At 57.3% G+C, this 13383-nt stretch carries 13 protein-coding genes; 10 read left to right on the top strand and 3 right to left on the bottom strand.

All coding sequences use genetic code 11. The annotated features are described in order from the left end of the window. Nucleotides 1–52: 52 nt before the first annotated feature. The gene (locus H8S59_RS21900) at nucleotides 53–727 is read right to left on the bottom strand and encodes an HAD family hydrolase (protein WP_187522790.1); all 675 of its coding nucleotides are present in this window, start codon (nucleotides 725–727) and stop codon (nucleotides 53–55) included. Between the two features lie 221 nt (nucleotides 728–948). On the opposite strand from H8S59_RS21900, the gene H8S59_RS21895 reads away from it, so the two are divergent. The 6 genes from H8S59_RS21895 to H8S59_RS21870 all read left to right on the top strand — a co-directional run bounded on the left by H8S59_RS21895 (nucleotide 949) and on the right by H8S59_RS21870 (nucleotide 5515). Further along, a complete protein-coding gene (locus H8S59_RS21895) occupies nucleotides 949–2487 on the top strand; it encodes a cryptochrome/photolyase family protein (protein WP_187522789.1) in 1539 nt (512 codons plus the stop codon). 166 nt (nucleotides 2488–2653) lie between these two features. After that, entirely contained in the window at nucleotides 2654–2800 is a 147-nt protein-coding gene (locus tag H8S59_RS21890; RefSeq protein WP_095093727.1) for a DUF2256 domain-containing protein, read from the top strand. A gap of 116 nt (nucleotides 2801–2916) precedes the next feature. After that, on the top strand, nucleotides 2917–3459 hold the full coding sequence (locus tag H8S59_RS21885; RefSeq protein WP_187522788.1) for a cysteine hydrolase family protein: 543 nt from the start codon (nucleotides 2917–2919) through the stop codon (nucleotides 3457–3459). Between the two features lie 4 nt (nucleotides 3460–3463). Beyond that, entirely contained in the window at nucleotides 3464–4438 is a 975-nt protein-coding gene (locus H8S59_RS21880; protein ID WP_187522787.1) for a GlxA family transcriptional regulator, read from the top strand. Nucleotides 4439–4703: 265 nt separating this feature from the next. Further along, the gene (locus H8S59_RS21875) at nucleotides 4704–5219 is read left to right on the top strand and encodes a DUF4142 domain-containing protein (RefSeq protein WP_187522786.1); all 516 of its coding nucleotides are present in this window, start codon (nucleotides 4704–4706) and stop codon (nucleotides 5217–5219) included. Nucleotides 5220–5293: 74 nt separating this feature from the next. Continuing rightward, the gene (locus H8S59_RS21870) at nucleotides 5294–5515 is read left to right on the top strand and encodes a PLD nuclease N-terminal domain-containing protein (RefSeq protein WP_095093731.1); all 222 of its coding nucleotides are present in this window, start codon (nucleotides 5294–5296) and stop codon (nucleotides 5513–5515) included. 24 nt (nucleotides 5516–5539) lie between these two features. On the opposite strand, the gene H8S59_RS21865 is transcribed toward H8S59_RS21870, so the two are convergent. Both H8S59_RS21865 and H8S59_RS21860 read right to left on the bottom strand, forming a co-directional pair. After that, nucleotides 5540–6553, bottom strand: a complete 1014-nt coding sequence (locus H8S59_RS21865) for a GlxA family transcriptional regulator (RefSeq protein WP_187522785.1) — start codon at nucleotides 6551–6553, stop codon at nucleotides 5540–5542. Further along, complete coding sequence (locus tag H8S59_RS21860; RefSeq protein ID WP_187522784.1) at nucleotides 6550–7500, bottom strand: LysR family transcriptional regulator; 951 nt, start codon at nucleotides 7498–7500, stop codon at nucleotides 6550–6552. The genes H8S59_RS21865 and H8S59_RS21860 overlap by 4 nt, the downstream gene beginning before the upstream one ends. 275 nt (nucleotides 7501–7775) lie before the next feature. On the opposite strand from H8S59_RS21860, the gene H8S59_RS21855 reads away from it, so the two are divergent. The 4 genes from H8S59_RS21855 to H8S59_RS21840 form a co-directional block, all read left to right on the top strand. After that, nucleotides 7776–10139, top strand: coding sequence for a TonB-dependent siderophore receptor (locus H8S59_RS21855; protein WP_187522783.1), 2364 nt, complete (start codon nucleotides 7776–7778; stop codon nucleotides 10137–10139). After that, complete coding sequence (locus tag H8S59_RS21850; protein ID WP_214658417.1) at nucleotides 10136–11194, top strand: FecCD family ABC transporter permease; 1059 nt, start codon at nucleotides 10136–10138, stop codon at nucleotides 11192–11194. Before H8S59_RS21855 ends, H8S59_RS21850 begins: the two co-directional genes overlap by 4 nt. After that, on the top strand, nucleotides 11191–11973 hold the full coding sequence (locus H8S59_RS21845; protein WP_187522782.1) for an ABC transporter ATP-binding protein: 783 nt from the start codon (nucleotides 11191–11193) through the stop codon (nucleotides 11971–11973). Before H8S59_RS21850 ends, H8S59_RS21845 begins: the two co-directional genes overlap by 4 nt. A 301-nt stretch (nucleotides 11974–12274) precedes the next feature. Beyond that, nucleotides 12275–13383 (top strand): ABC transporter substrate-binding protein (locus H8S59_RS21840; RefSeq protein ID WP_187522781.1); only part of this gene is annotated, 1109 nt, incomplete at its 3' end.

Genomic DNA, 13383 nt, shown 5'->3' with positions numbered 1-13383 from the left:
GACAGCGCGGCTTCTGGACGACGGGATATCTCCTACAGCCTGACCCCGCCTGTCAAGGCCGCGAGGCGATCTCGTCCAGATGTTCAAGCAGGTCCTTCGGGTCTTCATACACACGCAAGGCCCCTGCCCGTTCAAGCTCTGCAATGTCATAACCGCCCGATAGCAAGCCGATACCGGTGGCTTTACAGCGGCGTGCAGCAAGCATGTCCCAGACGGCATCGCCAATCACCAGGCATTCCTCGATAGGCACTTCCAGTTTTTCCGCTGCGGCCAGGAACAGGTCCGGATCGGGCTTGCCGTATTTCACGTCATCGCGGGTGATGATGTTGATCTTGTTGATGTCCAGCTTCAGTGCTTTCAGATTGATCGTCGCCGTATCAATCCCGCCGCTGGTTGCAATGCACCACTTGAGGTTGTCCTGGCTGAGTGTATCAAGCAGCTCTACGGCACCGGGCAGTGCAATGATCTGGCCCTGAAGCCGCTCGTAGGCTTGCGCGTGCTTTTCGCTGAGTCGTTTGGCTTGCGCTTCGCTGATATCCAGCCCGGTTTCTCTCGACAAGGTCTTGAGCATCAGCCCGCCACTCATGCCGATCTTGCGGTGGATGCGCCACATCGCGAGGGGAATATCCTCAGAGTCCAGGGCTTCTTTCCAGGCTGCAACGTTTTGATAAACGCTGTCTGTAAGCGTGCCGTCCAGATCGAAGATGAACGAAGTTTGCGGTCGCATGGGGCTGTTCCTTAAATGAGTTTGAATCGGTCTCTACATTTTTCGAGTGCCTGTGAACTGAGGTGTTCGGTTTTTCTTCAGTTCCTTTCCCAAATACGCTGAACGGCCATACTCACAAATACCTATGAAATACTTGTACAAAAATTTACATTGGTACAGGTTTTTGCATCACTTCGGCTTATAGCCATCAGGAAAGACGTTTTGAACAGAGAGATGCGTTGATGAGTGCGGTTCGCCGATTGTGTCTGGTGCTGGGCGACCAATTGTCCTTTGACCTTGCTTCGCTGGCTGAGCTGGACGCCGAACGCGATGCCGTATTGATGGTCGAGGTCATGGAGGAAGCGAGCCATGTGCCCCATCACCCACAGAAGATCACACTGATCTTCAGTGCCATGCGGCATTTCGCCGAGGCCTTGAAAGCGCGTGGTATCAGTGTGTACTACGTCCGGCTTGATGACTCAGAGAACACCGGGTCGGTGCCGGCCGAGTTGCATCGCTGGTACTCATCGCTGCAGCCGAAAGAAATTCACCTGACTGAGACTGGGGACTGGCGTCTCGAACACTCGATCAAGGCGTGTGGCTTAGAGATCCAGTGGCACAGCGACACGCGTTTTCTCTGTAGCCGTGGCGAATTCTCTGACTGGGCCCAAGGCAAAAAACAGCTTCGGATGGAGTTCTTCTACCGGGAGATGCGCCGCAAAAGCCGACTGTTGATCAACGGAGACGGCACCCCGGTCGGTGGCGGCTGGAATTTCGACGCGGAAAACCGCAAGGCGTTGCCCAGGAACGTGCGCGCGCCCTACCCGGCACGCTTTTCTACCGATGCAATCACGCAGGACGTCATTACGCTGGTTCGGGAAAGGTTCTCCAGTCACTACGGTGCTCTGGAGAACTTTGATTATCCGGTGACACATGCCGAGGCCCAGTCTCTGTGGGAGTATTTTCTGGATTACGGGCTGGCCGGTTTTGGCGACTATCAGGACGCCATGGCCAGCGATGAGCCCTTCCTTTTCCACGCACGAATCAGCGCCGCGCTGAATATCGGCCTGCTCGACCTTCGTCAGCTGTGCAGCGATGTGGAGTCGGCCTATTGGTCGGGCAGCATTGCCTTGAATGCCGCCGAGGGTTTCATTCGCCAATTGATCGGCTGGCGTGAATATGTGCGTGGCGTCTACTGGTTGAAGATGCCGGACTACGCCAGCGGCAATTCATTCGGTAACAGCAGGCCGCTGCCGGAATTTTACTGGACGGGTAAGACCAGGATGAATTGCATGAGTCAGGCCATTGGTCAAAGCCTGGAATACGCTTATGCGCATCATATTCAGCGGCTGATGGTGACCGGCAACTTCGCGCTGCTTGCCGGCATTGCGCCCCCGCAAATATGCGAGTGGTATCTGGCGATCTATATGGATGCCTTTGACTGGGTCGAGCTGCCCAATACCCTGGGCATGGTCATGCATGCCGATGGTGGTTACCTCGGTTCCAAACCCTATTGCGCAAGCGGCCAGTACATCAAACGCATGTCCAACTACTGCGGTGACTGCGCTTATAAAGTGACTGAAAGCACAGCTGATAATGCTTGCCCTTTCAACGCGCTTTACTGGCACTTTCTGATGCGTCACAGCGACCTTTTGCGCGGCAATCAGCGCATGGGCATGATCTACAAAAACCTTGACCGCATGGCCGAATCGAAACAGGAAGCCCTCTGGCAGCGTGGCGAGATGCTGCTTGCCAGGCTGGATGCCGGGGAGATGATTTAAAGCACATCGTTTGTTAAGCACAGGGCCTGTAGGAGCGCGCTTGCCCGCGATAGCGTCAGCACAGCCGATATATATGTATCGACTGACACACCGAATAGCGGGCAAGCGCGCTCCTAAAGAAAAGCATTCCAAATCAGGTAGTTACATTTATTGAACAGGAGTTGCATTGAAAAAGAATGAGCTGCCCGTAAAAACCTGCATCGTCTGCGGGCTGCCCTTCACCTGGCGCAAGAAGTGGGCACGCTGCTGGGATGAAGTCCGCTACTGTTCGGAGCGTTGCCGACGGAACAAACGCGCCGAGCATCCAAACTAAAAGCCGGGATGTCCGAAACCGTCCTGCATTGGTCCGCGCCTTGTCTATTGCCTACACCCCTCTGTGCTTACCATGGCATCGCTTGAACCACTCTTACAGAGCAAAGAGAATAGACCATGAGCAAAAAAGCCCTGATCGTCATTGATGTACAGCACTCGTTTCGTCACTCCGCCTACTGGTCCGAAACTGACCTGCCCGTTTACCTGAAAAATCAACAAGCGTTGATTGAAGGATGTGTCCAGCAAGGCATCCCCGTGGTACAAGTCTTTCACGTCGAAGCGCAGGGACACTTCTCTCTGGCGTCAGGTCACGTGAAAACCCTGGACGAACTGTCCATCAACCCGGATGTGGTGATTCAAAAGCGTTTTCACAGCGCGTTCGCTGGTACGCCGCTAGCCGCGTGGCTGACCGAAAGAAATATCAATTCACTGATCATTAGCGGCATCCGCACTGAGCAGTGTTGTGAAACCACTACACGGCAAGCCTCGGACAGTGGCTTTGCCGTGGACTTCGTCAGCGAGGCGACGTTGACCTTTCCCATGACTCACGCACGCAGTGGCCGCACTTACAGCCCCGCAGATATCCGCGAGCGTACCGAGTTGGTGCTGGAAGATCGCTTTGCCCGAATCGTGACGGTCGATCAGGTGCTCGCAGGTTGAAACGATGACCACTCCGGTGCTGTTTGTGCTGTTGCCCAATGTGCTGATGCTTGATCTGGCAGGCCCGGCGGAAGTGTTGCGACTTGCCGCGCAAAGTGAAGGCGAGTCGGCGCTGAATGTTGATCTGCAATACGTCAGCCCGGTTGCGTCGCTGCAGTCTTCAATTGGCTTGCCACTCGCCGGTTTGGCACCACTGCCTGATTCCCTCGTGCCTGGGACATTGGTGGTACTGGTGGGCTCAACCTCCGCGACAACAACCGCCCGGCAGCTTCAGTTCGAGCAGGCCAGTCTGGTGGTTACCGACTGGTTGCAGCGGGTATTTGCACCGTCGGGGAACCGGCTGGTCTGCATCTGCGCAGGGGCGTTGACCGCCGCTAAAGCGGGTCTTCTAGAGGGTCGGCAATGCACGACTCATCACTCACTGTGCGCAACGTTGCAGGCCATGACCCCCAAGGCGCGCGTGCTTGAGAACCGGCTTTATGTCACCGACGGTCCGATCAGTTGCAGCGCTGGCGTCACCGCCGGTATCGACCTGATGTTGCATCTGGTCGCCGAGATGGCTGGACCACAGCTGGCCTGCTCAGTAGCGCGGGATATGGTGGTGTACATGCGTCGGGGCGGCGCGGACCCGCAATTATCGCCCTGGATTGCCGGACGTAATCATTTGCACCCGGCGCTGCATCGTGTGCAGGACGCAATCACCGCAGCGCCGTGTGACGACTGGAGTGTCACCCGCATGGCGAGCCTTGCGTGTACCAGCAGCCGACATCTGGCGCGGTTATTTCATGAACACGCAGGTATCAGCCCGCTTGATTATCTGCACCGACTGCGTGTCAGCGTCGCCCGTGAACTGCTGGCCGAATCGACACTGGATATGGAAGCGATAGCCGAGCGCGCCGGGTTTGGCTCGGCGCGACATTTACGGCGTATCTGGGGCAAGTACGAAGCCGCCCCGCCTTCGGAAAGCCGCCCGGGCTGAGTCATTCTTGCTTGATCCATACGTTTGGCGTGCGACGTGAACGCCGCGAGGGTTTTTTATTTACAAACCCGGCATGATTTTCCCAAGGATCGTAATCATTCTTTGCCCTCTATCCGTTCAAATGAATGCCTCGCACGAACAAACAAACTCACCCATCGAGTTGATTTACCCTGCCGTCATTTAAGCTGAACCTTTAACTCCCACTCTGAATCACAACTACGAGAGCTGAAAAAAACAATTAATCATCATGCAAAAGGAATATTAAATGTCTCGTTTAGTTCGAAACACAGCACTGACTTTCGTGATCGCTGCAACAAGTCTGAATGCCTTTGCCGCCCAGGATAACGACGATTTCGTAGAAGACGCCTCGGCCAAAGGTGTCGCGGAAATCCAGGCGGGCAAACTCGCGCAAGAGAAAGGCACATCTGCCGATGTAAAAAGCTTTGCCGACATGATGATCAAGGACCACACCAAGGCCAACGAGGAGCTCGCCAAAATCGCTGCGAGCAAGAAACTCGAGGTGTCCGATGAGGCTATGCTGATGGACAAGGCAAAGGCCATGATTCTTGATCTGCGCGGTGCCAAATCATTTGATCAGGCCTACGCCAACAACCAAGTGATGGCACACGAGCAAACCATTGCGTTATTCGAGAAAGAAGTGAATGAGGGTAAAGACGCTGATCTGAAGGCGTTTGCGAGCAAAATGCTTCCGGATCTGAAGAAGCATCTGGAACATGCCAAAACCTTGGCAAAAGCTCACGGTGGTAACGCCGCTCAGTAACTCAAATCCGGGCCAGCAGAACAGTCGTGCTTTATCAGCATAACTGTTCTGCACCGATAACAAGGAAGCAACCAATGGAAGTTTCATTATTTGTAATCGGTGCGGTGCTAATCATCGTGCTGCTGGATCTATGGGCGATCGTTAGCGTGTATCGCAGTACCAAACGTTCGGGCACTAAACTGGGCTGGGCAATCCTGATTGTAGTGCTTCCATTTGTCGGACTTGTCATCTGGGGCATTACCGGGCCTCGCGGTGTGGCTATTCCCCCAACTTCCTCAGAGCACAGCAAGGGTTGATTTTCAGATTGAGTGATATCAGCACTAGCGAACCAGTCGCTTCTCTTTGGATGGCCGGTAACCGAAGAATGCGCTGTAGCACTTGCTGAAATGACTGGGCGACACGAATCCGCAGGCGACCAGCACTTCCACCTGGGACATCTCTGTGTGCTGTAGCAGACGTCGGGCTTCAGTGATGCGCAATTCCAGGTAATAGCGCTGCGGCGTAGTACCCAGTTGTTCCCGGAACAAACGCTCGACCTGGCGACGAGAGCGACCGGAGTACTTCACCAGTTGTTCCATTTCCAGTGGTTCCTCCAGGTTTGCATCCATCAGCTTCACCACCTCACGCAACGGCGCACTGACCGACAGATGCGCAGACGTCTTGATGCGCCGGTAACGGGACTCTTCAAAAGAAAGAATGTCCTCGATGCCTTCGACCAGCGCTTTGTCATGCAGCGTCTTGATCCACTCCAGCGCCATGTGAAAGGCGCCCGATGGGCTGGCGGCAGTCAGGCGGTCCCGGTCCACCACGAACGGCTCACTGGTGACATGAGTGATTTTGCAGACTTCAGCCAGGGCGGGACGATGTTCCGGATGAATCGCGCAACGACAACTGTCGAGTAAACCGGCGATACCCAGAAACCACGCACCATTCCACAAGCCCGCAAGCGCCGTACCCTGCTCTGCCGCCGAGTTCAGTAACGCTGTCAGCTCAGGATAATGCTTGAGTTCGGTCCGGTAACCGCCGCAGATAACCAGCAAATCCAGACCTTTTATCCCGTCCGATGTCAGGCGGAAATCAGGGCGAATGACCAGCCCCAGGTCGCTGATCACTTCTCCCTCCTGCAGCCCGAAGGTGCAGGTCGCAAACAAGCCGGGGCGCAGCAGGTTTGCAGTGATGATAGTGTCCAGCGCCTGGGTGAATGCGGGAAGCGAGAAATGTTCGAGCAGCAAAAATCCGGCTTTTGCCTGACGGGTTGAAGCCGTCGAGTCATCTCCAAGATAGCGAAGATTCTTGCCCTTCATGCCACCGCTGAATTGACGTCGCTCAGTCATGTCGCCCGGTTCTCCGTCTCATCAATGGCGTATCGGTCGGCGACCGGACCGTGTTGAGCCATCAGCTCTGCAACCCAGTCAATGAATACCCGGACCTTGATGCTGATGTGCCGGTTTGGCGGAAACGCCACATACAGCGGCATGGGTTCCATGCGCCAGCCCTCGAACAATCGGATCAACTCTGCGCTTGTTACGTGCTCTTTTGCCATATAGTCCGGCAGCCAAAGCACGCCCATCCCTGCCAGACCAGCCGCAAGATACGCGTTGCCATCGTCCACCGCCAACACGTAGCGACCATTGATGGTCAGACGTTCGGCGCCGTTCTGCATGGCATACGGCAAGGCTTTACCGGTGCGCGCCCACAGGAAACCGACGATCCGGTGCTCAGACTCTTCAAGCTCGCGAGGGTGAGCTGGAGTGCCGAGACGCTGCAGATAAGCTGGCGCGGCGTACACCCCAAGCTGCAAGTCACCTACACGGCGCGCCATGAGTGACTGATCGGTGAGTTCGCCACCGCGTACAACGCAATCGACGTTCTCGCCAATCAAATCAACCTTGCGATCGCTGACGCCCATATCGATTTGTATATCCGGGTATCGAGCATGAAAGTCCGGCAGTGCCGGCATCAGAATCATTCTGGCCAACGGGCTGGGCACATCCACTCGCAACCGCCCCCGGGGCAATGACGCCGCGCTGGAAAGGCTTGTTTCTGCGTCATCCAGGTCCGCCAGCAGCCGTACCACACGTTCGTAGTACACCGCGCCGTCGGCAGTCACATTGACCTTGCGCGTGGTGCGATTGAGGAGTTTGACCCGCAGTTTGGCTTCCAGCTGCTGCACCAGTTGGGTCACAGTGGTTTTGCTCATGTGCAGCGTGTCAGCTGCCCTGGTAAAGCTCCCCGCTTCCACGACCCGGGCAAATGCCAGCATTGCATCAAAACGGTCCATTCATGCCCCGCGATCATTGGTATTGTTTGGAGATCACAAACAGTAGCGGCTAAGGTTGCGCGTTAATCGTGCAGATGCAAGTGACTATGGTGTTTTCCCTGGCCTCGCGGTGCTCGTGCACTCCTACAGCTCAAATATCTGTTAATAAACGTGCACGCTCAGTTTTTTTTTATTTTTTCGCACGACCCTGAAAAAAATCCCGAAGGGCTACGTCTTTGATCATCAGTTTGAGAATTTTTCGCAAACGTAATCAAGACGTATGAAGGATTGTAATGATGTCGCGCTTACCTGCATTGCCGTCTCTTGCCCTGCTCATCATCCTGCCAATGGGCAACGGTTGGGCCGTCGAAGCGTCTGAAAGTCCGCGAACCAACCGCTACAGCATGAGCGCGCAGCCGCTGGCTTCGGCGTTGGCACAATTCGCTCGACAGAATAAATTACAGCTGAGTTTCGACGCGGCACTGGCAAACGGCAAAACCGCACCGGCAGTCAGTGGCGAACTCAGCGAACGCGAAGCGCTGACGCAGCTGCTCAGAGACTCAGGTCTAGGCTGGTCGCTGACTGACGACCGTACGCTGTTGTTGTTCGCGCAGCCTGCCAGCGGCTCAATCAACCTCGCGCCTTCGACGATTACCTCCACAAGTTTTGTCGAACACGCAGACGGCCCGGTACAGGGTTATCGCGCAACCCGTAGCGCCACAGGGACCAAGACTGACACGGCCCTGCGCGACATTCCGCAATCCATCCAGGTGGTCTCGCGTCAAGTAATTGAAGACCAGCAGGTCAATAACCTTGGCGATGCCCTGACCAATGTCAGCAGCGTGCAACGTGGCAACAGCCATGGCGGCTCTTCCGAGAGCTTCATTATTCGCGGCTTCAAAGCCACCACCTATGCGGTGGACGGCATGCTGATCAACCCCTTGGTGTCGCGCCCGGAAGCGCTGCGTGATCTGGCCAATGTCGAGCGTGTCGAAGTGCTCAAAGGCCCGGCGTCGGTGCTCTACGGCCGTGGCAATCCGGGAGGCCTGATCAATCTGGTGACCCGCCAGCCAAGCTTCACTCCGGAGGCCGAGGTCAAGGCGCAGGTGGGCTCCTATGACTTCTATCGCCTTGAGGCCAACGCCAGCGGCCCACTGGACGAAGCCAAAACCCTCGCCGGACGCATGACGGTCGCGACTCAGACGGAGCGCGGGTTTCGCGATACGTTCCGCGACAGCAAGCGCACCTATGTCGCGCCGACCCTGCGCTGGGAACCCAGCGACGTGACGCGTGTGGATGCGGGCCTGGAGTACATTAACCAGACCAGCCCTTTCGACCGCGGGCTGATCCCGGTCAACGGCAAGATCAACATGAACGCCGATCGCTATCTGCACGAGCCCTGGTCACGGGACAAGGCTGACAAAGTGTCGGTCTGGTATCGCGCCGAGCACGATGTCAATGACTGGCTGACCCTGCGCCAGATGACCCGCTGGGATCAGTCCCACAAGAATCGTTATGTAGTGGATTTGCGCGGCCTGGAGGACGACAACCGCACCCTTGCTCGTCGTGCAACCGATGGCGACGAGCGCATCAAGACACTGGACATGCAGTTCGAAGCCCTTGCCCGCTTCGCCACCGGCGGCCTGAAGCACACAGCCCTGGCAGGTTTCGAGTACATCGACGGCAAGCGCAACGTGGCTACGGATCGAGCAACATTGGGTTCGATCGACATTTTCAATCCGGTCTACGGCGCCCAGCCCGGCGCGTTCTCATTCAACGAGGAAACCGATTACCAACTGGAAGCCTACAGCTTCTATTTGCAGGATCAGATCGATCTGAGTGAACAGTGGAAGCTGATCGTGGGTGCGCGTTACGACGATACGCGGCAGCGCAATACGACCACTGATGCGGACTACGAAGTCACTAAAACCAACCTGGACCCGTCCAAGGTTTCACCTCGCCTGGGCCTGGTGTATCAGCCCACTGACTGGCTGGCACTCTACGCCAGCTACAGCACTTCCTTCACTCCGCAGAGTGATACCCAGCGCAACGGCAGTACTTTGGACCCGGAGGAAGGTGAGCAATATGAGGTCGGCGCCAAGTTTGACCTGATCCCTGACCGCCTTAGCGCCACATTGTCGGTATTTGAAATTACCCGGCAAAACGTGGCAGCAACCGATCCCACAGACGACAACTACTCGGTACAGACCGGCGAACAACGGGTGCGCGGCGTTGAACTGGATGTCAGCGGCACACCACTGGATGGCTGGGAAATCATCGGTAACGTCAGCGCCCTGGACGCAAAAGTCACCAAGGACACGACAATCGAAACCGGCAACCGCCTGGACGGCGTGCCGATCCTCAGCGGTTCGATCTGGTCCAGCTACCAGCTACAAGATGGCCCCATGAAAGGTCTGGGCTTCGGTGCTGGCGTCATTGCCGTGGGCGAGCGTCAGGGCGATATCAATAACAGCTACGATGTGGGCGGCTACGCCCGGATAGACGCCAGCGTGTTTTACGACATCGACGAGAACATCCGTGTGTCCCTCAAAGGCCGCAACCTGACGGACCGCAAGTACATCGAAACCGCGGCCGGTACTGACGGCAACTACGCAGGCGCGCCCGCCTCGTTCATCGCCAGCGTGAGTGCGAAGTTTTGAGCCGTTCGCAACCCGCCCTGAATGCCGAAACACTGCGGATCGCCTACAGCAAAATCCTGCGTAAACGCCTGTGGATCTGTGGCGTTCTGGTGCTGACATTGCTGGCGTGTCTGGTGGCCGACATCACGTTGGGCACTACCCGGTTCGCCGCCATCGAGGTTTTGCTGGCGATATTCGATCCAGCCAGCGTTGACCCCGATACTCAGGTGATCGTCCGCGAACTGCGCTTGCCATTTGCGCTGATGGCCGTGCTGGTGGGTGCGGCGCTGTCGCTGGCCGGGGCCGAGATGCAGACCATCCTCAATAACCCGCTGGCCAGTCCGTTTACCCTGGGCGTGTCATCGGCAGCCTCCTTCGGCGCGGCGCTGGCCATTGTGCTGGACCTGGGCATACCCGGCGTGCCTGGCAGTTGGCTGATTACCGCCAATGCGTTCATCTTCGCTTTTGCGTCGGTGTTGTTGTTACAGGCCGTCGCCAGCCTTACCGGCGGCGTGCAGTCACTGGTGCTGTTTGGCATTGCTTTGGTGTTCAGCTTCAACGCCATGGTTGCGCTGCTGCAATACCTGGCCTCGGCGGATGCTCTGCAACAACTGGTGTTCTGGAGCATGGGAAGCCTGAGTCGCGCCAGTTGGCCGGCGGTGCAGACGCTGGCCGTGGTGTTTTTTCTGGTGTTGCCGTTCAGCTTGCGCGCGTCCTGGCAGATGACCACGTTGCGTCTGGGTGATGAGCGTGCCGCAACGCTGGGCATCGATGTCGCTCGTCTGCGGTTGGGAGCATTGCTGCGTATCAGTCTGCTGGCGGCTACCGCAGTGGCCTTCGTCGGTACCATCGGCTTTATCGGGCTGGTCGGACCGCACATTGCCCGCATGCTGATCGGCGAAGATCACCGCTTCTTCCTGCCGGTCAGCGCGTTGATGGGCGCGCTGATCATGTCGCTGTCGGCCATTGTCAGCAAACAGCTGATTCCGGGCGTGGTGCTGCCTATCGGCATTGTGACCGCCGTGGTCGGTGTCCCGTTGTTCATGAGCCTGATTCTCAAGCGAGGCCGGACATGAGCCAGTTGCAGGTACGCAATCTGACCGTTGCCTATAAACGCAGCACGGTGTTGCACGGCATTGACCTGCCGGACATTGCACCGGGTCAAGTCGTCGCACTGGTCGGCCCCAATGGTGCAGGCAAGTCGACCCTGTTGCGCAGTCTTGCCGGCCTTTTGTCGGCGACGGGTGATATTCGCCTGGGTGAGCTCGATCTGCTGCGCTGCAAGCGTCGCGAACGTGCCGCCGTTTTGGGCTTCATGCCCCAGACCTTGCCCGACGGCATTGCTTTGAGCGTATTGGAGACATTGCTCGGGGCCTTGCGCGGCGGTGATTCGCTGGCCATGGTCGGCAACGCAAAGGAGCAGCAAAACAAGGCCTGCGCCGTTCTGGAACAGCTGGGCATCCTGCATCTGGCGCTGCAACCACTGGACAGCCTGTCCGGCGGACAACGGCAAATGGTCAGCCTCGCTCAAGCGGTGATTCGCCAGCCACGTTTGTTGCTGCTCGACGAACCCACCAGTGCGCTGGACTTGCGCTATCAAAACGACGTCATGAGCATGGTCCGCCAACTGGCCGATCAGGGCCGAATCGTCGTGGTGGTCCTCCATGATCTAGGGCTGGCGGCGCGCTGGGCCGATCAAATCATGGTGCTCGAACGTGGCCGCCTGAATGTTGCTGGCACGCCCGAACACACCCTGACTCCGACCATGCTGGAGCAGGTCTATCGGGTCCAGGCCAGGGTCGAGCGATGCAGTAAGGGCCGGGTGCAGATTCACGTGGATGGTTCTGTGGCATGAACTTTTCAGAGGTTTCACTGCGGACCGTTGGAGCGAGGCTTGCCAGCGAATCAGGCGGCGCGGTTAAACAGGCATACCGCGTTATCGTTCTTCGCGGGCAAGCCTCGCTCCAACAACTGCTTCTATTTCTCAAGGCCCTTAAGCCGGATTACGCGAAACCTGTGGGAGCTGGGCTTGCCCGCGATAAGTGCACCGCAACTATCAGGTATATAGCGTGCAGCCTTATCGCGGGCAAGCCCTGCTCCCACAGGGTATTGGGGGGGTGTCAGTGACTTCGTGCGACTTTTTAAGGGACGTGGCATTGAGGACATTGGGCCTGCTGTTTTTACTCTGCTCCGCAGCTCAAGCCGCCAACTACCCTCTCACCGTCATTGATCTTGCCGGGCGCACCGTCACTTTGGCCCACGCTCCGCAACGTATCGTGTTGCAGGACAGCAATACCCTTTTGTCGCTGGCCCTCCTGGAACGGGACAACCCGCTGGCCCGGGTGATTGCCTGGGATAACAATCTCGCTAGTTCCGACCCGGGGCTGTGGAATGTGGTCAGTCAACGCTGGCCGCACGCTGCACAGATCAAGGATCTGGATTTCCCCGACACGGGCCAGCTGGACATCGAAAGCCTGTTGCGCACCCACCCCGACCTGATCATTGCCAGGCTCAGTGGTCGGGCAGCCATCGAAAACACGGTACTCAACAGCGTACTTGAGCGATTGGACATTCCGCTGATCTACGTCGACAACGAGCTGGACCCATTAGTGAACGTGCCCCGTAGTCTGGAATTGCTGGGGCGGGTATTGGGCGAGGAAGACAACGCCAAAGCGTATTTACAGGTCTATGGTCGCCAACTTGCAGAACTGCGAGAGAAGAGCGCTGGCCTGCCAGCCCCCAAGGTCTTTGTCGAAGCCCGAGCGGGCCAAGCCGGGGCTGGGGGCTGCTGCCACACCCAGGCTCGCGCCGGTTGGGGGTTGCTGGTCGAGAACCTCGGTGCGATCAACCTTGGCTCCCGCTACCTGCGCAGCGAGTCAGCCGATGTGGCGCTGGAAACCCTGATCCTGAGCAAACCCGACGTTTACTTGATGACGGGTACTCAGCGCCTGCGCAACGGCGTCACCGCGATCCCTTTCGGCTACGGCGCCAATGCCGAGCAGATCAACAGCGAAATGCAGCGCTTGATGGCCCGCCCCGGGTTTGCCGCCACTGCGCGTTCAGCAAAAGCCTGCGTGCAAGGCCTCAATCACCAGTTTTACAACAGCGTTTTCAACATAGTGGGGGCACAATGGCTGGCGAAAATCTTCTGGCCAGAACAGTTCGCTGATCTGGACCCGGATGCCGAGTACCGAATGCTGATCCGCGAATTCACTTCGCTGCCCGATCTGCCCTTTGTGTTTCATGAGCAGGTTTGTTTCGGTAG

Origin of the sequence: Pseudomonas folii (genome assembly GCF_014357575.1) — a bacterium.
GTDB lineage: Bacteria > Pseudomonadota > Gammaproteobacteria > Pseudomonadales > Pseudomonadaceae > Aquipseudomonas > Aquipseudomonas folii.
Note: the sequence above shows the minus strand (reverse complement) of the source record. Positions and strands in the feature narration are given on the sequence as shown.

Coding starts and splice junctions, on each gene's coding strand:
- H8S59_RS21900 (WP_187522790.1), bottom strand. CDS start 727: ATGCGACCGCAAACTTCGTTCATCTTCGATCTGGACGGCACGCTTACA.
- H8S59_RS21895 (WP_187522789.1), top strand. CDS start 949: ATGAGTGCGGTTCGCCGATTGTGTCTGGTGCTGGGCGACCAATTGTCC.
- H8S59_RS21885 (WP_187522788.1), top strand. CDS start 2,917: ATGAGCAAAAAAGCCCTGATCGTCATTGATGTACAGCACTCGTTTCGT.
- H8S59_RS21880 (WP_187522787.1), top strand. CDS start 3,464: ATGACCACTCCGGTGCTGTTTGTGCTGTTGCCCAATGTGCTGATGCTT.
- H8S59_RS21875 (WP_187522786.1), top strand. CDS start 4,704: ATGTCTCGTTTAGTTCGAAACACAGCACTGACTTTCGTGATCGCTGCA.
- H8S59_RS21870 (WP_095093731.1), top strand. CDS start 5,294: ATGGAAGTTTCATTATTTGTAATCGGTGCGGTGCTAATCATCGTGCTG.
- H8S59_RS21865 (WP_187522785.1), bottom strand. CDS start 6,553: ATGACTGAGCGACGTCAATTCAGCGGTGGCATGAAGGGCAAGAATCTT.
- H8S59_RS21860 (WP_187522784.1), bottom strand. CDS start 7,500: ATGGACCGTTTTGATGCAATGCTGGCATTTGCCCGGGTCGTGGAAGCG.
- H8S59_RS21855 (WP_187522783.1), top strand. CDS start 7,776: ATGTCGCGCTTACCTGCATTGCCGTCTCTTGCCCTGCTCATCATCCTG.
- H8S59_RS21845 (WP_187522782.1), top strand. CDS start 11,191: ATGAGCCAGTTGCAGGTACGCAATCTGACCGTTGCCTATAAACGCAGC.